This is a genomic window from Ruminococcus flavefaciens, assembly GCF_900108555.1.
Classification (GTDB): Bacteria; Bacillota; Clostridia; order Oscillospirales; family Ruminococcaceae; genus Ruminococcus; species Ruminococcus flavefaciens_P.
In genome coordinates this window covers 276,261-300,365 of sequence record NZ_FNWV01000003.1, presented here as the reverse complement: position 1 = coordinate 300,365, position 24,105 = coordinate 276,261, and the positions used below count along the sequence as shown (strand labels likewise).

Annotated in this window: 21 protein-coding genes; 8 read left to right on the top strand and 13 right to left on the bottom strand. The window is 40.0% G+C overall.

The window, feature by feature from the left end; all coding sequences use genetic code 11:
• Nucleotides 1-48: 48 nt before the first annotated feature.
• The 12 genes from BLW60_RS06485 to BLW60_RS06435 all read right to left on the bottom strand — a co-directional run bounded on the left by BLW60_RS06485 (nt 49) and on the right by BLW60_RS06435 (nt 16,450).
• Nucleotides 49-1,857 carry an ammonium transporter gene (locus BLW60_RS06485; RefSeq protein ID WP_074715565.1) on the bottom strand — a complete coding sequence of 603 codons (1,809 nt, stop codon included), beginning with the start codon at nt 1,855-1,857 and terminating at the stop codon, nt 49-51.
• A gap of 266 nt (nt 1,858-2,123) precedes the next feature.
• Nucleotides 2,124-2,624: an alpha-amylase family glycosyl hydrolase gene (locus BLW60_RS06480; RefSeq protein ID WP_081348145.1), complete on the bottom strand. Its 501-nt coding sequence runs from the start codon at nt 2,622-2,624 to the stop codon at nt 2,124-2,126.
• 238 nt (nt 2,625-2,862) lie between these two features.
• The gene (locus tag BLW60_RS06475; RefSeq protein WP_074715562.1) at nt 2,863-4,353 is read right to left on the bottom strand and encodes a nucleotide sugar dehydrogenase; all 1,491 of its coding nucleotides are present in this window, start codon (nt 4,351-4,353) and stop codon (nt 2,863-2,865) included.
• A 244-nt stretch (nt 4,354-4,597) separates the two neighbouring features.
• Nucleotides 4,598-4,747, bottom strand: a complete 150-nt coding sequence (locus BLW60_RS16765) for a hypothetical protein (protein ID WP_175460899.1) — start codon at nt 4,745-4,747, stop codon at nt 4,598-4,600.
• Between the two features lie 89 nt (nt 4,748-4,836).
• Entirely contained in the window at nt 4,837-5,361 is a 525-nt protein-coding gene (locus BLW60_RS06470; RefSeq protein WP_074715559.1) for a PglD-related sugar-binding protein, read from the bottom strand.
• A 99-nt stretch (nt 5,362-5,460) separates the two neighbouring features.
• A complete protein-coding gene (locus BLW60_RS06465) occupies nt 5,461-6,135 on the bottom strand; it encodes a CpsB/CapC family capsule biosynthesis tyrosine phosphatase (protein WP_242872839.1) in 675 nt (224 codons plus the stop codon).
• The gene (locus tag BLW60_RS06460) at nt 6,135-7,742 is read right to left on the bottom strand and encodes a tyrosine-protein kinase domain-containing protein (protein WP_074715553.1); all 1,608 of its coding nucleotides are present in this window, start codon (nt 7,740-7,742) and stop codon (nt 6,135-6,137) included. The genes BLW60_RS06465 and BLW60_RS06460 overlap by 1 nt, the downstream gene beginning before the upstream one ends.
• Nucleotides 7,743-8,360: 618 nt before the next feature.
• Nucleotides 8,361-9,206, bottom strand: a complete 846-nt coding sequence (locus tag BLW60_RS06455; protein ID WP_074715550.1) for a class C sortase — start codon at nt 9,204-9,206, stop codon at nt 8,361-8,363.
• 94 nt (nt 9,207-9,300) lie between these two features.
• Nucleotides 9,301-10,986, bottom strand: coding sequence for an isopeptide-forming domain-containing fimbrial protein (locus BLW60_RS06450; protein ID WP_074715547.1), 1,686 nt, complete (start codon nt 10,984-10,986; stop codon nt 9,301-9,303).
• Nucleotides 10,987-11,056: 70 nt separating this feature from the next.
• On the bottom strand, nt 11,057-15,427 hold the full coding sequence (locus BLW60_RS06445; RefSeq protein ID WP_074715544.1) for a carbohydrate binding domain-containing protein: 4,371 nt from the start codon (nt 15,425-15,427) through the stop codon (nt 11,057-11,059).
• An 88-nt stretch (nt 15,428-15,515) separates the two neighbouring features.
• The gene (gene lepB, locus BLW60_RS06440; protein ID WP_081348150.1) at nt 15,516-16,088 is read right to left on the bottom strand and encodes a signal peptidase I; all 573 of its coding nucleotides are present in this window, start codon (nt 16,086-16,088) and stop codon (nt 15,516-15,518) included.
• Nucleotides 16,089-16,093: 5 nt separating this feature from the next.
• On the bottom strand, nt 16,094-16,450 hold the full coding sequence (locus BLW60_RS06435; RefSeq protein ID WP_074715538.1) for an MreC domain-containing protein: 357 nt from the start codon (nt 16,448-16,450) through the stop codon (nt 16,094-16,096).
• A gap of 530 nt (nt 16,451-16,980) precedes the next feature.
• Here BLW60_RS06435 and lepB (BLW60_RS06430) point away from each other — a divergent pair.
• The 3 genes from lepB (BLW60_RS06430) to BLW60_RS06420 are packed head-to-tail and all read left to right on the top strand — an operon-like array spanning nt 16,981 to nt 19,447.
• Nucleotides 16,981-17,541, top strand: a complete 561-nt coding sequence (gene lepB, locus BLW60_RS06430; protein ID WP_074715535.1) for a signal peptidase I — start codon at nt 16,981-16,983, stop codon at nt 17,539-17,541.
• On the top strand, nt 17,538-18,365 hold the full coding sequence (locus BLW60_RS06425; protein WP_074715532.1) for a class C sortase: 828 nt from the start codon (nt 17,538-17,540) through the stop codon (nt 18,363-18,365). The genes lepB (BLW60_RS06430) and BLW60_RS06425 overlap by 4 nt, the downstream gene beginning before the upstream one ends.
• 20 nt (nt 18,366-18,385) lie before the next feature.
• A complete protein-coding gene (locus BLW60_RS06420) occupies nt 18,386-19,447 on the top strand; it encodes a Cna B-type domain-containing protein (RefSeq protein WP_074715529.1) in 1,062 nt (353 codons plus the stop codon).
• Nucleotides 19,448-19,502: 55 nt separating this feature from the next.
• Here BLW60_RS06420 and BLW60_RS06415 read toward each other — a convergent pair whose 3' ends face one another.
• Complete coding sequence (locus BLW60_RS06415; protein ID WP_074715526.1) at nt 19,503-20,144, bottom strand: sortase; 642 nt, start codon at nt 20,142-20,144, stop codon at nt 19,503-19,505.
• Between the two features lie 242 nt (nt 20,145-20,386).
• On the opposite strand from BLW60_RS06415, the gene BLW60_RS06410 reads away from it, so the two are divergent.
• From BLW60_RS06410 to BLW60_RS06390, 5 genes are all read left to right on the top strand, one after another.
• Complete coding sequence (locus BLW60_RS06410; protein ID WP_074715523.1) at nt 20,387-20,914, top strand: SMI1/KNR4 family protein; 528 nt, start codon at nt 20,387-20,389, stop codon at nt 20,912-20,914.
• A gap of 86 nt (nt 20,915-21,000) precedes the next feature.
• Nucleotides 21,001-22,215 (top strand): TFIIB-type zinc ribbon-containing protein, encoded by a 1,215-nt coding sequence (locus BLW60_RS06405; protein WP_074715520.1) that lies wholly within the window; start codon nt 21,001-21,003, stop codon nt 22,213-22,215.
• A gap of 287 nt (nt 22,216-22,502) precedes the next feature.
• Nucleotides 22,503-22,841 (top strand): hypothetical protein, encoded by a 339-nt coding sequence (locus BLW60_RS06400; protein WP_074715517.1) that lies wholly within the window; start codon nt 22,503-22,505, stop codon nt 22,839-22,841.
• 81 nt (nt 22,842-22,922) lie between these two features.
• Nucleotides 22,923-23,390: a hypothetical protein gene (locus tag BLW60_RS06395; RefSeq protein ID WP_074715514.1), complete on the top strand. Its 468-nt coding sequence runs from the start codon at nt 22,923-22,925 to the stop codon at nt 23,388-23,390.
• Nucleotides 23,359-24,084 (top strand): ABC transporter ATP-binding protein, encoded by a 726-nt coding sequence (locus tag BLW60_RS06390; RefSeq protein ID WP_074715511.1) that lies wholly within the window; start codon nt 23,359-23,361, stop codon nt 24,082-24,084. Before BLW60_RS06395 ends, BLW60_RS06390 begins: the two co-directional genes overlap by 32 nt.
• Nucleotides 24,085-24,105 lie beyond the last annotated feature (21 nt).

The window sequence follows — 24,105 nt, the reverse complement described above, 5'->3', positions numbered from 1 at the left end:
TAAGGCAGACTGCAAGTTATCTGTCGCTTGCAGCCTGCTCATGTATTTTTAAGCTTTTTCCCATTCAGCAGAGTCGTGGAGTGCGTTGTAGCCTTCCTCGCCGGTTCTGATCTTGATAACGTTCTCGATGTCGTAAATGAACATCTTACCGTCGCCGTAGTTTCCAGTGTAGAGAGCAGATTTTGCTGCTGCAACTACCTTTTCAACAGGGACTGCACATACTGCGATCTCAGCCTTTACCTTTGGAAGCAGGTTCATCTCAACAGCTGCACCACGATAGTAGTTTGTCTGTCCGTTCTGCATTCCGCAGCCAAGAACGTTCGTTACTGTGATGCCCTTGACATCAATATGTTCCATAGCTTCGATGAACTGCTGTAATTTCTGCTGTTTGAATATAACTACAATGTTTGTGAGCTTTGTTGCGCCGTCAGGTGAAGGTGCGGAGTAATTCTTTACTTCTACTGCCTCGTCAACAGGAACAGCAGGTACTTCAGGAGTGCCGACCTTCTTTACGCTCTTTGCGTCGTCCTTAGTGTAGCCATACATTCCTGCGTCTGTAAGTGCAGGAGCGAAGTCTGCATAAGAGGAAATAAGACCGTGTTCTGTAACATCGAGACCGATGATCTCTTCCTGCTCGGAAGCACGAAGTCCGATAGTGTGCTTGATAAGCTGGAAAACGATAAACATTGAAATAACTGTGAATACTGCGATTGCTGCGAAACCTGTGAGCTGTCTGCCGAGGAGTCCGAAGCCGCCGCCGTAGAAAAGACCTGCAAGCTGGTCACCGTTCTGGTCAACAAGTGAATAACCTGGAACTTCAGGGTTAGCAAAAAGACCAACTGCGATTGTTCCCCAGATACCGTTCATCATGTGAACTGCAACTGCACCAACAGGATCGTCGATGTGGAGTTTATAATCAAGGAACCATACGCCGAAGCAAACGAGTAAACCAGATACGATACCAACTATTGAAGCACCGAGGCAGTCTGTTACATCACAAGGAGCTGTGATACCTACAAGACCTGCAAGTGAAGCGTTAAGACACATTGAAACATCAGGCTTGCCATATTTGAGCCATGTGAAGATCATACAAGTTACTGTTGCGATTGCGGGAGCAACTGTTGTTGTAAGGAATACTGAACCGAGCTGATCGATTGAAGTACAAGCTGCACCGTTAAATCCGTACCAGCCGAACCAAAGGATAAAGCAGCCAAGTGCGCCAATCGTAAGGTTGTGACCGGGGATAGCGTTTACTTTGATCTCGCCGTCCTTTGTCTTGTGGAATTTACCGATTCTTGGTCCAAGGATAGCTGCACCTACGAGAGCTGCGATACCGCCGACCATGTGGATATGTGCCGAACCTGCGAAATCGTGGAAGCCCCACTGGCTGAGCCAGCCGCCGCCCCAGCCCCAGTGAGCTTCGATAGGATAAACGACTGCACTGATGATAGCTGAGTATACGCAGTAGGATAAGAATTTTGTACGTTCAGCCATTGCACCTGAAACGATAGTAGCCGTTGTTGCACAGAATACAAGGTTGAATACGAAGTTTGACCAATCGAAGCTGCCGTAGGAAGTGAAGATATCAAATCCGGGCTGTCCGATTATACCGACGAGGTCTTCACCGAAGAGAAGACCGAAACCTATGAGAATGAAAACAACTGTACCGATACAGAAGTCCATTAAGTTTTTCATGATGATATTGCCTGCATTCTTTGCACGGGTGAAGCCTGTCTCCACCATTGCGAAGCCCGCCTGCATAAAGAATACGAGTGCGGCACCTATAAGGAACCATACGCCAAACAAAAGACCGTTAGTCTCTTCCATGGCTTGTTGTAAAATCGTCTGAGAGTCCATAGAAATACCTCCTTGATAAGTTACAGCATAAATTTCAAAAGGGTGTACGACGCACTGATACCTCAGTACATCATACACCCCTTTGTGTATGGAATTAGTACTAATAACAAAAATAGCTGCGGACTTTGTTGTCCGCAGCTCCCTTGCTGTTTACAATGCTATTATAATCCATGAATTTCAGTTTGTCAATAGCTTTTTTGAATTCGGTATATCATACACATTTTACTTTAAAGTTTCGAAAAAACAATTGTCAAAAACGCATAAATTCATCTTTCCATTTTCCAGATCTGTGCCGAATAGGGCGGCAATTCGCTTCCACCGCCGAAATCGTGCTTCGTACCTGTTATAAGCTCATCAGCCGTGCCGCAGCCTGCATCGAAGTGCGCTGTAAACGGCTGATCTTCAGCATTTATAGCGATAAGTATCCTCTCGTCATCGCATCTGCGCTGAATGATACACTGCTTATTTGTGAGCACAGGTACACTTATATCACCATAGCAAAGTGCCTTGCTCTCGCGGTGTATCTTTGCAAGCTTTGAGATATACGCCGAAAGCTCGTTGTCTATGGGCTTGTCGAAGGATACTCTCAGTGCAGGATCGCCGTCCTTTTTGTCAGCCTCTGCGCCCCATTCACTTCCGTAGTAGATACACGGTATTCCCGGCATTCCGAACATTATCGCATACACAAGCGGAATGTGATTTTTGTTTGTGAGTATCGTTGCAATTCTTGAAACATCGTGGTTGTCAACAAAGCTGAGCAGGTGCATACCTCTGTAAACGGGATATCATCAATGCTTACGGAGTATAATGGATGTTTCATTTTATGTACCTCCTGAGGTAGTTTTCTTTTGCTTATCAGCTTACAACAAAAAAATTTACATTTCAAGAGGTAACAGAAAACTTTGTAATAACATAACAAAAATGATGCCCACATACTATGCATTCCACTGGCAGATTTTCCATGCCATTTGAAAACATAGTACGTGGGCAATATGTTTATTTGTATTAGTCTCTTCTGAACAGGTCTCTTGTATAAACCTTTTCTTCAACATCATCAAGTACACTATCGTATCTGTTGGCAATGATACATCCGCACTTCTTCTTGAACTTCTTGAGATCGTTAACAACTGTTGAACCAAAGAATGTGCTGCCATTTTCAAGTGTTGGCTCGTAAATGATAACAGTTGCGCCCTTAGCCTTGATACGCTTCATAACACCCTGAATAGAACTCTGACGGAAGTTATCCGAATTAGATTTCATTGTCAGACGATATACGCCAACAGTAACATTTTTCTCTTTACTGCTGTCATATTCATTGTCACTTCCGTAACTGTAATATTCTGCCATCTGAAGAACACGATCAGCAATGAAGTCCTTTCTGGTTCTGTTGGACTCAACTATAGCTGACATCATATTCTGCGGTACATTCTGATAGTTTGCAAGAAGCTGCTTTGTATCCTTTGGCAAGCAGTAACCACCATAACCAAACGACGGATTATTGTAATAGTCGCCCACACGTGGGTCAAGGCAAATGCCCTTGATAATATTTTGAGTATTAAGTCCCTTAACTTCTGCATATGTATCAAGCTCATTGAAGTAGCTTACACGAAGGGCGAGGTATGTATTAGCAAAGAGTTTTACGGCTTCTGCTTCAGTAGTAGCCATAAAAAGAACAGGAATGTTTGTCTTTATTGCACCCTGCACGAGAAGATTTGCAAACACTTCTGCTTCTGCCATGTTCTTATCATCCGCACCAACTATTATACGTGAAGGATAGAGATTATCGTAGAGAGCCTTGGATTCTCTGAGAAATTCAGGGCTGAAAATGATATTATCCATGCCAACTTTCTCACGAACCTGTACTGTATATCCTACAGGAATAGTTGATTTGATAACTACTGTAGGCTTTTTCTTCTTTTTGCCTGTAACCTTCTTGATCAGTTCCAGAACAGTCTCTACAGCGGAACAATCAAAATAGTTTGTCTTAGGGTCGTAGTTTGTAGGAGCTGCTACAATGATAAAATCTGCGTCCTTATATGCACTTTCTCCGTCAGTTGTAGCTTTAAGTGAAAGCTTTCTCTCTTCATGCTCAGCAAGATACTGCTCAATGAAGTCATCCTGTATAGGAGAAATCCAGTTATTCAGCTTCTCGACTTTCTCAGGAACAATATCAACAGCAGTAACATCATTATGCTGTGAAAGCAGAACTGCAAGAGAAAGGCCTACATATCCAGTTCCTGCTACAGCGATCTTCTTGCGCTCCACAGGCTTTACCTCAACGGTGTCATCTTCATAAACATCGGCATTATCAAAACCCAGAACTTCACTTAGCGCAAGGAGCTGATCCACAGAGGGTGTATAATCCTCGCTTTCAAGTCTGGAGATAATAGAACGATTGATGCCTGTTTTTTCTGCCAGTGTCACCTGTGACATCTTAATTGCTTTTCTTTTGCTTACGACCGTTTCGGCAAGCAGCTTGAGAGATAAATGCTTCATATGTACCTCCTGTATCAAATGTTGCTATCAGCAACATTCATTATTCTTCATCTAATGATACTATTATAGCAGATGTTATACAGAAAGTCAATGTAATTGTCGTCAAAAATGGCATATTAAAAACAGCTCTGTTTATCTATTGTGTCACCTGTGTTGCTACTGGTAACACAAAAAAGTGCCCACCAAGCAGCTACCAAAATAATATCAGTAATTGCTCAGTGGGCAGTATTAACAGTCATGTATTCTATTCATTAACGGCGGCAAATTCTATCGATATACCACCCTTTTCTATAAAAATGCGCTTCAGCATATCCACATTCACCTCTGTCAGAGGTTCTCCGATCCTGTCTGAAATCTCCGATATAAGTTCATTTTCATCAACATTCCTGCACATGCAGCCATTTCCTTTTTAGTCTGTTCTTTCATTTTATCATTCCTCACTAACCTGACGATCTGTCAGAATACTTAACCACCCAAATTTGATCACACAGCAACACGAATTTCATGCTTGACTTTAGTATCACATATCTCGTTATATCCTGTTCGAGTTTTTTCGTCAATCTCAGCTCTTGCTTTTACTACGCAGCCGCAGTTTATATGACACCCTTTATGGATAGTACTGTTATGATTAATAATAACGCCTGCTGAAATAATGCAGCCTGTTTCAATTACTACCTCTGTATGTACAACAGCCATTGGTTCTATAAACGAACCAATACCGACTCTTGCTGACGGTGAAACATATGCACGTTCGTGAATTAGACATGGTATAGTGTACCCCGTGTTACGAAGTTCTTCGATGAGCTTTAATCGGAAATCCGAATTGCCTATAGCCACAACCGCAGAATCGTAAACATTGCTTAGATTTTCAAAGTCCCCCAACTTTCCCACTGCGATTGGATTGTTGTCATCAAGGAAATCAATATGATCATATTTCCTCATTGACTCGGCAATCTCCTTAGCCACCATTCCGTACTGACCAGCACCTAAAATAAGCAAGTTTTGCATACATATACCCCCTTAAAGAAGAATTTAGATTATTATATTTATGATCAACCTCTCAAGGTGTGAAAAATTGATCATTTAAAGCATTATTGTTACGACTAATCAAAGTGTATATCTCTCTAAAACTTTATCAGAAAGCCCGATGATATCAGGCTTTACTTTCTTTTTCAGCAAGTCCCAATTTGGCTTGCGGCCATTAGTATTATGAGCATCACTTCCGAAAGCAAATCTCTTTTCGTCAGCTATTATACGCTTTACAAGCTTTTTCTCACTCCAACTTGAAAACGCTTCGTTATTTATCTGCATTACAGCTTTTGTTGAAAGCAATTCCTCCATTTCATCCTTACTGTAGTATTCAAGGTAACGATGAACGTGCGCCAACATGACCTTTAAGTTGAACTCTGCACCGATGTTGTATATTTCCTCAGACATCCATTTTGCATAAGCACGATATGGCAGCTCCAGAAGTATCATTCGTGTACCCTCAATAGCAAGCTTTTCAATATCAGGAAGTTCGGAAATACCATTCTCGATCGCGACCTCTGCACCGAGTATAATATCTTTTATCGCAGACTTGTCCCTGATCTTTTCAAAAGCCGCCTGTCTCTTTTTCAGGAACTCAGCCACTGATTTTTCGCGGTGTGCATAGAAATGTGAAGTTGCGACTATTCGCTCAACCCCTTGTTCCTTCATCATCTCTATCATCGCAAGTGATGTATCCACATCTTTAGCCCCATCGTCGATCCCCGGAAGTATATGACAATGATACTCGGTCATTATTTCTTACCTTTCTTTTTGGCATTTTTATTCTTGGAATTCTTGTTTGTTTTTGTGGAAGGAGACTCTTTTTTTACAGTCTCTTTCTTTGCTGTTTCTTCTTTCACTTCTTCAGCTGTATCATCATCTGTCTCAGGCTTTGAACCATAATAGCCGCCGTAACCGCCATAGCCATAGCCCTTCTTGTAATAGTACTTGCCCTTGTACTTACTTGAATAATAACCGCTCTTCTTCATCTTGATATCGTTCATGATAAATCCGAGCATATTCATCTTTGCGAATTCTATTTTCTTTATAGCATCTTCAGCATCTTCATTTGTAGTAACACCATATCTGAGGACAAGAACGATACCTGAAACATATTTTGCAAGCTCCATAGCATCCGTAACCACATTTACAGGCGGAGTATCAATAAGTATCATTGAATATTCTTCGCTGAGTTTTTCAAGTATAGCTCCCATATTATCGGAAGCTAGAAGCTCTGACGGGTTAGGCGGTACAGGACCTGCTGTCATTACGTCAAGGTTTTCCATAACATTTTTATGGATACATTCTTCAAGGCTGCACATCTTACTGATAGCGGAAGAAAGTCCCTTCTTATTTTTCAGCCCGAATACCTTATGCTGTACAGCCTTACGCATATCAGCATCAATAAGGAGTATCTTATTGCCGCCCTGTGCAAGAGCAATTGCTATATTTGAAGATGTTGTGGACTTACCTTCACGTGGATTTGCGGAAGATACTGCAAATATCTTCTTGTCCACAGTTGAAAGCGCAAAGCTAATATTAGTACGTATGGACTTGTAGCTTTCAACTACATTGAAAGGAACGGATTTATCCGTAAGCTTTACATGCTCGTCCTCATCACTGTCCTTCTTTTTCTTTTCAACACCGAAAGCTGCAATCTCACCGATGATAGGCTTCTTGAATTTATCTGCAACGGAATCTGTATCCTTGACTGTATTATCAAAGAAGTCAATAAGGAAGATTATCATACAAGTCAGCATAAGTGCAGCCATAGCACCGAGTACTGCGTTTTTCTTCATATTAGGAGCTACAGGCGAGTTATACACCTTAGCTCTGTCGATAGTATTTATAGAGCCTACACCAACTGCTTCCTCAACGTAGCTGGGAGCAACCTCCGTAAGGTCATTACACAGAGCAGCAGCAACTTCTGCATTCTTTGTTGTGGATACTATCTTTACAGCCGATGTATCAGTTACAGAAGATATTGAAAGGCAGTTGCGGATAGATGCAGGAGCTATCTTTCCGTCTGACATACCAAAGTTTTTGCTTAAAGTATCTGCATCGAACTGAGTCAAAAGCTTATCACCGACAGCGTTCATTACCGCATCGTCTTTAAGAACTTCCATATATGTATTTACAAGCTGCTTTGAGTTGCTTATGTTGTTCTGCTGATTGGCATTTTCGGTAATACCCGTATAACTCTGGACGTACATGGAAATATGAGAAGAATATTTCAGCGGCATCACAAATTTCGAGTAGCAGAAAGCTGCCGCACCGCCGATTATGGTCACGATAATAAGCAGCCACAATTTGCTTAAAAGTAGTGAAATTATGTCCTTGATAGAGTAGCCATTATCCATTTTTTAAAGTTCCTTTCCGTTGCAGAATTATATTATTATTTCATTTACACAAATCCAAAAAATTTTATCATTAGTAAATAGCTTGTTGGATTATACATTTTGTAAATCTTACTGCTTTTTATAAAAATTTCATATACTGTGATATAGAATATGTTACCACATTTTTGCCAGTTTTACAAGAACTATCGCCGAATTTTGTTAATCATCAACAATTATTTTTTTATTTCGCTTTAATTATGCACATTTGCTATATCTTTTTCGCGTTTCGATTTAAATTTTCGTATATTTGCCATTTTATAATACGAACAGTATACTCGTTTATCAGACATATTTATTCCATATATGTTAACAGATTACATATTTGATAAATTTTATCATCTCACAAGTAGTAATACCAAACAAATATAATTATGTTTTTTCTCCCCGTCTGTTAATAAGGTTAAATTAATAAAGCAATAGTCATTTTCGTCTCTCACGCCCTGTCACAACAAACAAGAAGCAGCTCCTCAGAACATGGATTTTCTATGTGTATCACAAAACGATATTTGCGTTGTATTCTTTTACATAAAGCATAGCGGCAATAATAAAAAACAGCCGCAGTACAATAAAGCACTGCGGCTATTTATTTTCACTCGTTTTATTGTTGCTGTTCTTTTGTTTTTTTTCGCCTTTGACCATTAGCAATATCAGCAGTACCAGCAATATCGGTGCTGCTATAATGGGAGCTACAATTATCGGAGAAATAATTAATACGTCATTTGCAACGTATACCTTGTACTCTTCCTTTGTCTCTATCCTTTCACCTCTTACAAGCAGTCTGTGGGAATTGATACCATATGGAGTACAGGTAAAAAGCGTACAGTAGTCCTTATCAGGATCTATTTTCAGATCGTCTATCTCATAGGGCTTCACAGTCTTTATCTGATCTACCTGATATGTAAATACTTCCGATAAGACAGTAATATAGAAAACGTCGCCCAGTTCCATTTTGTCCAGATCGGTAAACAGTCTCGCACTTGGCAGACCGCGGTGTCCCGACATTACGGAATGAGTTCCTGCTCCGCCTATCGGCAGACTCGTTCCCGGAAGATGTCCCACAGCCACCTGTAGTACATTATCATCGACGCTGTGGTATATAGGCAGCTCCACCTTTATTTTTTCAATTGTAAGATAGCCCATAATGCCTGTACCCGTAATATCAAGGGTATTGTAATACCCCGATATTGTCTCGGGAGATATTATGGGATTTTCCGCGGAAGCAACTCTCCTGTTGTATTCCCTTGCGGCTTCAAATATCTTATCGCGCTCTTCACTGCTCATAGAATCAGTTATTTCGTTATAAGCCTGAATAGCCTTGGACTGGTGCAGCGCGTTTATGTACTCGCTGACAGTGGGATACAAGAGCAGGAATATGCCTATAAACAATGCTGCAAAAGGCAGCGACCTGATAATGATACGCTTCATCAAAAGCTCCTTGTATTAAAATTGCAGTGCAGCGGAGGAAGTCCCCCGCTGCACAAGCATTTCAGATATTTGCTGTGATCATTTTGTTGTGATATTAGTCCTCATTAGTTTTCATTCTCTTCTTTGTTACGAGGAGAACTACAGAACCTGCTACAAGCAGTCCGCCTATGATGTAGAACAGCTTTGTACCGATACCACCGGTTGTTGGAAGGGTTGAACCAGCGTTATTGATTACATCAAATGCAACGGTCGCTGTATCTGTCATAGTAACAGAAGTACCATCCTTAGTTGCTGACCAATTTGGTGATGCAAATGTATTTCCGGTTCCGTTTATTACAATTGTCATATCTGGAATAGAGTTGTATCCTCCAGGAGTAACTATTTCTGATAATGTATATGTACCAGCACCAAGACCACCAAACTCTAATGTACCGTCAGATTGTACATATGCGTCCATACAAATATTAGAATAAGTTTTTGACGAACTAACATTTTCAACTATCTTATATTTTTTATCAGTTGCGTCATATGCACTTGTATCTCCTGACGGTTCTGTCGTAGTAAATGTTCCGTTTTTAAGTTTATAGTATGTACCATTTGTGTTATCCAACTGATATGCTTTTCCATTGACCAGAACTACATTTTCAGAACCACCCGAAAGTCGGAATTTCGCTCCTGTAAGAACATTACCTGATCCATCTTTCTTTGTCAGTTTGATATTAGCTGTATAAGTTTTTGTCTGTGACGCCGGTGTTGTACCTACAGGATCGCCAGGGGTTTCACCACCTGGAGGTGTCGGTTCATTTGTACCAGTGGAAGTTACATTAGGATTGTTTGAATATGTCAATGTTGCAGTATTCAAGTTACCTGCCGTTGTACGATCAGCATCTTCGTTCAGAGTTGCCGTATATGTTACAGATATAGTATCACCAGAGTGTGTTTTCCAAGTATTATAGAAATCATTGAAAACGATCTGGAAAGTATGACCATCTGTTTCAGTTGAATCTGTCTGAACTTCAAACTGTGATGATGTCAAAGTAGTCGAACCAATAGTTATAGCAACATCATTATTGAATGTAAGACCTGCTGCCATATCATCATTGATTACAAAGAAATACTTATCATATCCTGTCATATCAGGTACGGCAGAAGTTATGTTATAAGTAACAGCATCTCCTATGCTTACATTATTAGCTTTACCAGAATCAGCTCCGCCAGTAATTGTCTTATTAATTGTCGGCGAGGGACGCTTAGGTGTTACCGTTGTTGATTTTACGACTTCAAGCATATAACGTGATACCGTTGCGCCAGTCGGAACACTTGTCTCTTCAATGAGGTAATAACCTGGATTGGTTACAGTAATTGGGTATGTACTGCCAGTCTGAGTATTTTGCGTTCCAGATGCAGTTGAATTAACATAATTCTTTGCTATCTTAGCAAATTGTACAAGTTTTTCAGTATTAGCATTTAATTCTACTAATTTTGCTGCTACAGCTGCTGGTGTAGATACTGATGTAAACTCGCTTCCTAATAAAGTGTCTGCCTGCAAAGCAGCAATAAGTCCAGAACCGTTAACACCCGTTGCCCAACCTATGTTGGAAAGAACATCACCGTCTAAATCTCCTGAGAATATTTGATAAGCAGCATATGAATACCCTGCTGTAGCATTATCTACAGTGATAGTATAATCTGCAAACGCCGTCAACCCGGTAGCCGCCATAGGTGTGATAGCTAAAAAGCCAGCTGTCATCATCGCTAAAAATCTTTTACTATTTTTCATATAATTTACCTCCGTTTTTTTATAATTTGACTTTGTTTTTATCCGCCGTTTGTGTACTCAGGAAGCCATTTCACACTCGCCTCCTTTTGCGCCTGTACAAGGCGGATAGACTTATTATTCCAATTACCGTGAGCACTCCGCCGAAAATATATATCCGACCAGTGCCGCCGCCCCCGGTCTCCGGCAATGTGAATTTGATATTTTTATTCTTTACAAGAATAGGGGTGCTTTCATCGTTTGAAGCAACATTGTTGTTTTCGATCGGGAGCAAGATGTAATCGCTGCCCACTGTCAAGCCACCGCCAACAGCTGTTTCCTCTACATAGTAAAGATAACGTATATTATGATTTGAACTTTCTGAAAGTGCCTGTGAATCCCAGTGATACATCCAAGAATTTCCGTCAACATTTGAATTCTTTGGAAGAGTAATGCTGTGATTTCCGTTATTCCAATCAGTATCATCAGTATAATCCGATTCAAGTACAAGCGGATTTGTTATGGAAGCAGGATTTTCGGTTATTTTATATTGATCGTTATTTGATACATAGACGCCGTTTATGCCTGCATTGCTTAGGGTATAGCCATCTTTTTTGACAGAAAAATCATCAGGATCTACAACCTTAAAATTCCATACTCTGAAATCATTTGTATCTCCAATATCTTTTGGTGATTCAAAATAAACAAACATATTATCTCGATCAGCTTCCGAAGGTATAGTGTATACTGTATCCAGAGTTCCCCAATTATAAGCGTTAATTGGACTGCTTAACACAGTAATATTTTTGAAATTACTGTATGAAGCATTATTAGAATCAAGATTGATCTTATTAATTGATAATCCAATTAAATGAGTGTTTTCCTCTTTACCATCATCACCAGATACATCAGCGTGAAATCTGTATGATTTCCCGGGTATAAGCAATGGAACTGGTTTACTAATTCCGTCAAAAACATTATCTCTATTCTTTATCAGAATATAATAATCGCCTTGGTGATGATCGGTGCTTATTGTTGTTCCGCCAAAACTGCTCCAGCCATTAAAATCATTATCTCCGAATTCATCATAATAATAAGGTTTAAGAGCTATTGAAACTACTCCTGTATTCTCCGCAACAGAAACATATTTACTACCTTCAATAGCCGTAAACTCGTCCATTCTGAACGAAGCAGGAATATTATCACCATATGTTTCGATCAGTAAATACATACCATATGGATTTATCTCCTCAGGTAAAGTTATTGTTCCTGTAAGCAACGTCCATTCTCCGCTTGGTGCATTTACCGATGAAAATCCGTGATAACTTCCCTGAGATGGTTTATCAAGTCCGTCATTGAAAGTCATCGCAAATGTAACATTACTTCCAGTTTCCTGATAAACATAAACACTGAATGTATAGGTATTTCCTGCTTTGAATTTCAAAGGATCAAGTTTCAGCTTCACACCTTCATACGCCTTTGTCTTTCCGCTTACTAAAAGAGCATCACCTTTCGCGTATTGTCTGGTTCCACTGGTTTCTACCGTAGTATTTCCCTGTGCTACCCAACCATCAGGTCTCTTGGTAAAAGAATGATGATAAATAACGAAGCCGTCATCAATATCATCTGTAGTGACTTTTATATCCACTACATTGCTTCCTCTCTGTAAATTTGAAACCTCAAATACTTTATCAGCGATCTCCGTAAGAGTAATACCTGAAGAAGTACGATAATAACCTCTTTCTCCTCCTACCTTATAATTGCTGTCCCAATCATAATATCGGACACCTTTCGGCAGATCAAGCTGGAACTCAACACTTCCGCCAACATATACATTTGATAATGTTATGGTTTTTATTATATTATCAACGGACTGACCATTATAATCCGTATCGCTTCGCGCATCACGGATATTTATTGTAAGAGATGTTTGCGTTGAGCTTTCAGCGTATGTAGCTTTTTTCCTTTTCAGAGTCAGGGTCACGGGCTGCATATTATTTGACGGAGCATTTATCCACTCCTTTTCAACCCAGATATCAGTTTTAGTAATATCTGTATTAGTGATAGTCAAATTGCCGTTAGCATCTTTTGAGTATGAAGCTTTATAACCTGACGGAACATTCTGTTCTACCACACTGTAAGTATATACATGATAACCATAGCGTTTCGGAAGAGCAGAAAACGTTTTTATCCAGTCCGGCGAGTTTATAGTAAATGTCAACATTCCGCCTATTTCTACAGGCTTTGTTTCCGATGTATCATTTTTTGTATCCGTATCGGTTTGATAGATCTTGAATTTAATAGGATAATCAGGCGGGTGCTCCATTACATTTCCATTTGCATCCTTCCATACCTTGCTGACACTTATATTTGTCTTTTCATCGCGGATAGTATTAGTAAAATCATACTGATTTACGCTGCTGAGCGTTACAGCATCTCCGCTTACGATATTGGTGTTTCCTATAGGTGTGATGAACGCTCCCTTTGATACACCGTTGACACTTACATCTGAGATGAAATTTGTATCTACTCCTGTTTCGGCAACATAGAATTTTCTTCCTTCTGCAAGATTATAGAAATCCTTTCGTCCGCCTGCCTCTAATGTGAACGTGTTACTTTCTTCACCAAGATCAGCAGGTTTATAAACGGTTATGCCGTTTTCTACTATCTCTTCATATATGGTAAAACTGTATTTCTTGTCATCATAAGCGTTTGAGTAATGATCTCCATAGTCAACACTCTTGGTTATGCTAAGAGGTCTTACCGTAGGAAGATTCATATCCATTGCAAGGTTTGAATAACAGCCGCCTCGCTCAAGATAAAACATTTTGATAGAGTGTTTAGCTCCGGAAGCATCATTCCATGTTTTACCATTAGTGAATTTACTTGCTATAGTCTCGACCTTCCACTTAGATTCTGAAGCACCGTCAGTATTTACACCGTTATCAGGCAGAGAAATATCGCTCAATTCAGGAAGATTAAGCTCAGTATACGCAACAGTGGCAGACTTACCATATAAATTATCCTGCGTCCATATAAGACCGTTGGTAAAGTCTATCATTCCCGCAGCCGGCTCATGTATACCGCCAATGTCAAGAACAAGAACGTCATCAACAAAAACCCACATATCGTCGTCGCCGCTGTACTTGAATATGATTGGTTCTTCTGACTTCTTAATATTGAAGAAATCAGCTTCCATTTTCATTCCGAAGTGATGATTGAAGCCGTTACCGTTATAGTTAGGGTCTCTCCTGTTTGTATCATATTGATCAAACGGAAAGAAACCTATCTTAAACTCACCACCATTTTTATCTCCATATTTTTCATCTGTAAGATTATTATAATCACCTGCTCTATGGTGATCATTGTTTATAATATGATAAGTGCCGTTATAAACAATAAAGTTATTGGTAGACTGATCAAAATACGCATAATTTTCATCGCTGTTATAAACAAGGTGCTCAACGCCGTTTTGGTTTACTGACTTCAGAAAATGATTTACGTCGGTATAAGATGTCTTGTAAGATGATATAGATGTATCATTTTCATCGAACAGATAAGCAAGACTGTGACCTGAACCGCTTATAGTCGGATAACCATTTTCAAGAGTATTGTTGACTATTCCTTGAATAGGTCTGTTTCCCGATAATGTATTACCATTCACATCTGCGTTATAATCGCCTGCGTAGTTATTCTTGCTTGGATTATACTTACCATTATACCAGTCACGCGTATAATTCTTATATGCATCGCCGCCTGATGCATTGAATGTACCGACCTCACCTGTGAAAGCAGGTGTACCGTAAGCAAAGAACAAAATATCATCTTCTGGATTTCTAGCTATACTATGTTCATAATCATAGTTCACACCAACATATTTTATATTGTTGTGCACCCACTGACCAGGTTCGGAACCCGGTGATATACCGTAGTTATTCTGCTCAGCTTCCAGTGCATTTTCGTTTTCATAGTAGTCAAACAGTGTAAACTTGATACCTCTTGCGATATTATCTATGGTCTCTATCGGTACAGGATTATATTCGTCGTCTTGTACAGCAGAGCCTTCACCGTCCATTACCCTGACTGAATCATTGCCCAGCTTAAATACAGGCAGCTCTACATTTTCATTCTCGTCATCAGCAGGAAGCTCAATAGAAATTATATCCTCGTCATCTTCCGACTGAACACTGTTTTCCGTAAGCTCCTCATCTGTATAGCAGAGGGCTGTGTGGAAATGCTCATCGTGACCGCAAACAAGAACTTTTTCGTAGCACTCATCTGTATGAGTATGCTCCTCATTTTCTTCAAGTCCGCAGACGAGCCTGTACTCATAGCATTCATCGGTATGTTCATGCTCCCCCATACCGCATATCGGATCGTTCACCATAGTGATGACCGTATCGTGCAGTTCCCAGAGAACCCCCGATGAAACAAATATTGACAGCACAAGCAGCAGCGATATCATACGCCGTCGCCTGACACTGTTTTTATGAATTATCTCATAAAAACTGTCGAAATAGTTTTTCATCTATTTCACCGTTCCCCTTTCTGCGTTATTTTTTAGACCAAACTTTGAAAAGCACCCTTCCTACGATCTGATCCGTTCCTACACAGCCGATAGCGCTGCTTCTGCTGTCCACAGAAGTCTCACGCTGATCGCCGAGTATGAACACTTTGTTTTCGGGCACTTTATACGGGAATTCGATCTCACATTTTCCAAGCATTTTCTCCTCAACGTAAGGCTCATCAAGAAGAGCACCGTTGATAAAGACGTTCCCGTCACCGTCTATTTCTATCATATCTCCTGAAAGACCAATAACGCGCTTCAGCAGCGACTTATTCTGCCATGAAACGCAGCACAGATCACCATAAGTGACCTTGTCCGACTTGACAAGGACAAGTATATCCCCTTCGTTCAGAGTCGGCTCCATACTTTTTCCGACCACCTGAACTACAGGAAAAAATAACGTTGACATAAGCACAGCTATCGCCGCAACAACAATAAGTATCGACACTGTGCTAAGCAGCGTTCTCCTGAATTTCTTTTTGTAATTTATATTCTTGAGCTCGCTTTCGACCTGTTCAACCGAAGGCAGAGTCTCAGGAACTCTTTTCTTGAATGGCATGACTATCATTTCCCTTTATCATTATTTTCAGCACTTTTCTTCGCCTCGGAAATGATCTCTTCAGCTTTTTCCCTTGCTTCCTTTACAATGGCTTCTGCTTTCTTTTCAGCCGCCTCCGCTGCCGTATGTTCAAGCTGGCTCATATAGTCATCAGCAGTCTGCTGTGCAGCCTCAAAAAGTCCGTTGAGCTTTGCAGCCACTTCTGCAAGTGAACCTGCATTGCTTATCTTCATTTCCTTTTCGCTGAGTTTCTCACGAAGCTCCTCATTTTCCTTGATGAGCTCCTCCTGCTTTTTTTGATATTCGTATATAATATATATCAGATCACTCCGTTTGAGGTGTTTGAATTCTTTATCGGTCATTACTGCATCTCCATAAAAATAATTTATACGCCTATTCGATGTTTATATTATACCATTTGTTGAGAAACGCCGTCAACCTATTTTGCGATTTTTGAACACAAATCAATCTTTTTTGTAGGATAGCACCAATATCACACCCTCGCTTTGTGTGCTTTAACCATAGAAAAGTCATACCACTTTATATACAGACAGACGATTTCACAGCGTATTATACTATTCAAAATTTATTTCATAAATTGTTAATCATTTGTTCTCAGTCTGGAAATTTTTAAGCGTTTTGCCCAAAGAATTTGCGATATATTGTAAGCTACGCCAAAATTTGGCTTTATTTATATATTTTCTAAATTTAATGATTGACTTGTAATGCTATTAGGAAGTATAATAAACATACGAGGATCATGTCGTGCAAACTGCTGATTTGAAGAAGTTAAAACTTTTCCAAATGCCGCTATTTAACACAATAATTATTTATTGTATTTAATTTATATTTTATTACATATCGTATAAAAAGAAAGGCTGCGTATAAGCTCATGGACGAGATAAAGAACAATGAACAGGCTAAAAAGACAAAAAATACTAAAAAAGCATTTGCCAAAGCACTGCTCAGTACTCTTTTCTCTCTGATAACCGCCGCAGCCGTCATCGTTCTGATATGCAATTTTGTTTTCCCTGTATTCAGGGTCACTGGCAGCAGCATGGAGCCTACATTGTCCAAGGGGCAGACAGTGCTCTGCAATAAATCCTCGGACATAAAAAAAGGCGATATAATCGCTTTCTACCATAACAAAAAGGTGCTTATAAAACGTGTCATCGGAACTTCGGGGGACGTTATCAACATACTTGATGACGGAACTGTTGAGCTGAACGGCACAAAACCGGACGAGCCCTATGTAAGCGGACTTTCCTTAGGCGAATGTGATATATCATTTCCGTTTACAGTTCCCGAGTCACGTTATTTTGTAATGGGTGACGAAAGGAGCACTTCCGTTGACAGCCGTTCAACTGCCGTAGGCTGCATAGCAGAGGAAAACATCATCGGAAAAGTCTATTTAAGAGTCGCTCCGATAGGCTCTTTCGGCAGGATAAAATGAAGAACAAGCGCAGTCTTATCGTAAATATCCTCCTTGTGACCGCTCTTGTGGCAGGACTTGGCATAATGATATATCCGTCGTTCAGCAACTGGTGGAATTCAAACAAGCAGTCCCGTGCTATCGCCATATACGATCAGGCAGTAAGCAGTATGGACAGAGCCGACAAGGAAAAACAGCTTGAAAGAGCAAGGAAATACAACAGCGAGCTTGCAAAACTGAGCGCACCTCTCAGCGAATATGAAAGCATAAGCGGCTACGATGATATCCTTGACATTACAGGTACGGGTATCATAGGATATATAGAGATACCGAAGATAAATACCTATCTTCCCATATATCACGGTACAAGTCCCGAGGTGCTCAACGTAGCTGTAGGACATCTTGAGGGAACATCTCTCCCCATAGGCGGCAAGGGCTGTCACTCGGTAATATCTGCTCACCGCGGACTACCGTCGGCAAAGCTTTTTACCGACATAGACCAGCTTACCGAAAACGATACATTCCGCATAACTGTCCTTGACGAAGTGCTTGATTATGAAGTGGACGAAATAGCCACAGTGCTTCCATACGAAATGGACAGGCTTGCAGCTGTACCCGATAAGGATCTCGTTACGCTTATGACCTGCACCCCCTACGGCATAAATACACATCGTCTGCTGGTGCGGGCTCACAGGATAGATACAGAGCAGCCGCACACTGTAAAGGTACTTGCAGACGCTATCCCAGTTGATGAGATAAAGGTGCTCCCCTTCATTGTTACTCCCGTTCTCATATGCCTGATACTGTTCTGGGTATTCACAGGCAGACGGAAAAAAAAGAAATAATAGGATAAAGAGGTGATCTCATGCCATTTTCACTAAAAAGAACTTCACGTCTCATAGCCATAGTGTTTTCAATAATGCTATGCCTTACGTTCTGTATACCGTTCGCAGTCAGCTGTGATGACGGAACAGCTCGTTCAATAAAGCTCATCTGCCGAAAGGACGACACTACTCTCGTAGGCATGAAATGGCGTATATACAGAGTAGGCGAACGCTCGGGCAGCGGTATTGTACTTACAGGCGATTTTGCTGATTACCCCATAGAGACAAGCAGTATAACCGAGGAAAATGTTGAACAGATCGCCAAAACTATTGCAAGCTATGCAGTCGTAGACGGTATCGCTCCTCTCAGTACAGGTGAGACGGACAAAAACGGTGAGCTCACATTCAGCGGTCTGAGCAAGGGCGTATATCTTGCTGTGGGAAAGACTCTGCAAGTTGAGAATACATTCTATGTGCCGTCAACTCTTCTCCTTGAAGCTAACGACAGCGACGTAACTTTCAGCTATGACGCTTATCCTAAATTCTCATACATTACTCTCGGCAACACCGTTGACTCATACACCGTGAAAAAAGTCTGGGTAAACGATACTGACGACAGCATAGCTCGTCCAACGTATATCACCGTTGACCTTTTCCGCAATGACAAGATATTTGATACAGTTACACTTAGTGAAGAAAACAACTGGGAATACCGCTGGAATGACCTTGAACCCGTTAACGACTGGTACGTAGTCGAGCGCATTATCCCCACGAACTACACTGTAATAATCGACTATAACAGCAGCCAGTACCTGATAAAAAACAGCTACAAGCCGCCTGTCACAACAGGCACTTCAACTACAGCCATAACAGATACGACTACAACTATTTCATCATCGGAAACAAAGCTCACAACGCTTACAGACACCGCAACTTCCAAGACCAATACCACAACGAAAATACAGCAGACTACCACAAAGATATTGCCCCCTCTTGCACAGACAGGACAGCTGTGGTGGCCTGTAATACCATTGGTTGCAGGCGGACTGTTACTTATAACATTAGGCGTACTTATAAAAGGGAAAAAGAACGACAAGGATTAATCTTAAATAAAACGAGCCCCGAAGCAATTTCAAACTGCTTCGGGGCTTATTACTTTTATTTATCGTATCTGCTGCCTCTTACGGCAACTCTGCTGCGTCCGCTGAGGGTACAGGTGAAAAGGGTTATATCCCATTCTTTAGCCTCTCCGCTGAACATTCCCTCCGAATCACTTCCGTCGAGGACTTTTATATCCTCCACCTTATATCTGTAGATATTTCCGTTTGTATCGGTAAAGAGGATATCATCTCCGCTTCCAAGATCGGCAATTCGTCCGAAGTGACTATTGTAGTTATGTGCGGCGATAATTAAATCGTTTTTCGCAGCATTACCACTAAACCTGCATGGTGATAATTCCAGAGCATCATAGCTCCAATCGTTGATAACAGGCAGTTCAAGTCCCAGTGAGGGGAGCGATATATAGCCGATGTAGTCTATACCGTCAACATTTATGGCGACAGCTTCCTCTTCTTTGACCTGTTCGTATTGCAAAAACAGGTCATCGGCAGGATTTTCGGCAGTTTCTGTGGGGATTTCCTCAGTCGGCTCAGGGATATACCGCTTCAATTCTGTCAGAACACTCTGTGACTTTTCATATGCCCGTCTATCCTGTATAATATTGAAAACGCACAGGGCAGCCGCTGCTATGAGCATAAGTATACCTGTGAATATAAGTGCTGTTTTTATTTTTTTTCTCATTTTAGTATCCAATCTGATATTTAATGATCTAACGTAAGGAGCACGATCAACGGCTCTTTTTAATTTCATCTCTCTTAATAATAATATATCATTATTATATATTTAAAGCCGCAGTATGTCAATATACCGAGGACAAGCTCGTTGATATTTTATTAATTGACAATTTATCTGCCATGATATATAATTAGAAAAAACATACGGAATTAAAAACACTATAATTATAAATATCAGAGGTGCTTATTATGTCAGAAAACTACATTCCGTCCGAAAGACAGGATATAAACAATGCGGTAATTCCCGAAAATGCAGAGTTTTATGAAGAAATGGAGCTTCTTGTTCATCTGGCAAAGGATCATCCCGACGATGTTGAACTCCGACTGTTCGCTCCTGTTTCAGATGCGGAAATAGACGAATTTGAAAAGCGTACAAATATAAAGCTTACCGATGAATTAAGAGACTTATACAAGTTCACGAACGGTTTTTATCTTAATCCGTCTAATCTTGAAATCAGCACGCTTGACCAGGTCGAAAAAATGCTCGATACCGAATGGGAGTGGGGCGACACAAAGAATTATCTGTACCTCGGCGATATGATCGGCGACGGCGAAATCGTTCTCCTTGACCTTGACACTAACAAAATAATAACTAACGATCACGGCGATGAAGACGAGTACGATGATATTACAACTCTGCTCGGCTGTACTATTGCAGATTTCTTAGACGGTGAAGTCGAAGACGAAGAATTAGAGAAATATCTTGAAGAATGGTAAGACGATGAGTAATATAACAGAGAAAGTAAACCGCAGCTGAAGATAAGGATCTGCTGATTTTCAGGTCGGTAATGTAGGTGAATAATATGTCAGAAGTAAAAGAATACAAATGCCCGTCATGCGGTGCTCCAATGTATTATGATATCAAATGCAAAACACTGTCATGCAGATTTTGCAGGAATACTTACGATCAGGAGTATATCCTCTCTCACTTCAAAGAAGGAACTGATGAAAAGGGCTCTGATTTTGACTGGGTAAAAAGATCAAAAGCTGTATGGGAACCATATGTAAGTGATAAGATCGAAGAATTCGACTGTCCGTCATGCGGTGGACAGATCATAACTCTTTCTTCAACAGGAACTGCAAAATGTCCGTTTTGCAGCCATGATGTTATAATATCTTCCGATTTTAAGGGGGATATACGTCCCGATAAAGTCATTCCGTTCAAAATAACAAAAAAGGAATTCGCGGAAAAATACATGGGATATATTTCGGGTGTAAAAAATGTTCCCAAGGAATTCAAGGATAAGGCTGTACTGGATAAAATAACAGGCTGCTATATACCTGTCTGGGGTTACAGCTGTACCTGCGACTCGGCTGTTAATGCAGAATTCTGCTCCTCTATAACTGTAAAGGATTATCCGATACTCGCAAATGATAAGAATATGGGCTGGAATGTTTTTTATTCCATGTGGCCTTTCAATTTCAATGAAGCAGATGATTTCAATGAATCATATCTTACGGGATTTTATGCAAGCAGATATACTATCGGTGCTGAAAACGCAATGAGAGATGCAGATTACAGAGTAAAAGAAGCCTGCCCTGTAAAAAAGATCAGATCTGATAACGGTACTGTTGATCCGCAGACAGCTAATATCAAAAAGACTATCCATAACAGAGAGCTGACATATTATCTTGTACCTGTATGGCTTCTGAATATAACATATGATAAAGCAAATTATACCATTGCAATGAATGGTCAGACAGGAGAGATGTGTACTGACGATCTTCCCGAAAATCCGCTGTATTATCGCTTGTTTAAAATAATATATCTGATCCTTCAGCTGATAGAGTTTGGTCTGGGATTTCTGCTTATAAAAAGGTTCATCTCCGAAGCAGGATTCGATGCTGAGGTAATCGGGATAATCATAATGATGTTACTGTTATGCATATTTATCCCTGTGGTGTTTAATGTAACGGTTTCTTCTATAATATGTAAGATAGTATTCCGAAGGAAAAGAAAAAAATTAGGTCCGATCGAAAAAAATCGCTTTTTTTATGTCGATGATTTTCTTGAATAAAAAGGTCTGGATTTAAAATATACCTGTGATTACTTGATTTTTAATATTTCTGCCTGCATATTTGTTGATGATTTCAGATGTATTAACGATATAATTAAATTTGATACAATTATATGCTGTGATCTTCAAACTGCATTAAACGCCTGCTATATGCATTTTTCGCCATGTAGTTTTATTGGCAAAGCAAAAATAAAATGATATAATAAATTAGTGGTTATTTTTTAAACGTTTAAACATATAATTCGCTACTACATTTTACTAAAAATCTAAAAAAGGAGTAAATAATCATGATCTCAATGAAGAAATTATTTGCAATCAGCAGTTTTGCTGTAATCGCAACAGTAAGCATGGTTTCCTGCACAACAAAATATACTTGCACAGAATCAGGTCATACTGACAGCTACATAAAAGTAGAAAACGATTCTACTACATCAAAGGGCAGCGGTTCAGCAAATAAGGTTTATTATGACGGTACCGGCTGGTGGGATATTTCCGGTAAGTTCACATACGACAATGGTACTGTAAAAATCACAACAGGAACATACAGAAATCAGACTTTCACTGACGTTATTGATTCTGCATCAAGCTCAAAGCTTGAAATATGCGGCAAGACATATAAATCCTGATTTTAAATCAGGTTAAAAATAAGAGCGTATCTCTTAATTATATAGTGATACGCTCTTTATTTTGATAATGAGGTATTCAAAATGAGAAAAAATATAATTCAAATCGTTCTGTTGGGCTTGTCTGTATCGGGTTTAGTCTGCTCATGCGGAGAAAAAAAGCCGCTCACTATAAAAAAAGGCGTTTACTGGCTCGCAGATACAGATACTTCTATTACTCTTGGAGATAATAATACACTCACTGTTCATGGATATGACTTTAAAAAGCTTGAAGAAGAAGCATATGAGAATTTCATGATACGTATGGAACAGGCTAATATGCCTGAAGGTGAAAAAATCAGCGATGAAAGGATCAAGCAAATAAGAGACGGTGTTGACCTTACAAAACAGTTCCTTGACAAAACAGTTGATTACGAAACACAGGACGAAGACGGCGTTATAGGTATATACGTGCCTGTAAATAATTCTGAACTTTTCTTCTATGTCCAGTATTTTCCAAATAACGAGAGCTTGGTTTTCGATGAACATATCTTTAAAAGAAAGGATAAATGATCATCGTGATAGAAATTTCACATATAAAAAAAGTTTTTCAGCCGGAGGAAAAACAATAACAGCAGCAAATGATATCAGTCTTTGTATAAATAAGGGTGAATTTGTTAGCATAATAGGACGTTCGGGAAGCGGAAAATCAACATTTCTTCATCTTATCGGCGGTCTTCTCCCTTGTGACAGTGGTAAGATTATTGTAAACAACCATGATATAACAACAATGAATGCCAACAGGCTTGCCGAGTACCGTCTGAAAGAGACAGGCTTTGTTTTTCAGGCTTTTAACCTTGAGCATCAGTATTCTGTTTACGATAATGTTCGCATTGCTCTTGTAATAGCAGGAGTTCCGTGGTCTGAACACAGGAAGAAAATAGAATATGCCTTAAAACAAGTTGGTCTTGAAGAAAAAATAAATGTAAAAGCAGCAAATCTCTCAGGCGGTGAACAGCAGCGTGTGGCGATCGCAAGAGCTATAATAAATGAACCTGATCTGATATTAGCAGATGAGCCTTGCGGAAATCTCGACAGCGAAAACTCAAAAATGATAATGGATCTTTTATCTTGTATGAATAAAAGCGGAAAAACTGTTATCGTTGTAACTCATGATATGATAGATGCGTCAAGAGCTGAGCGTTTGATCGAAATATCTGACGGAGTAATTGTAAAAGATGAAAAAAATATCAATACTATGGTTTAGTTTAAAAGAGTTAAAGCATAA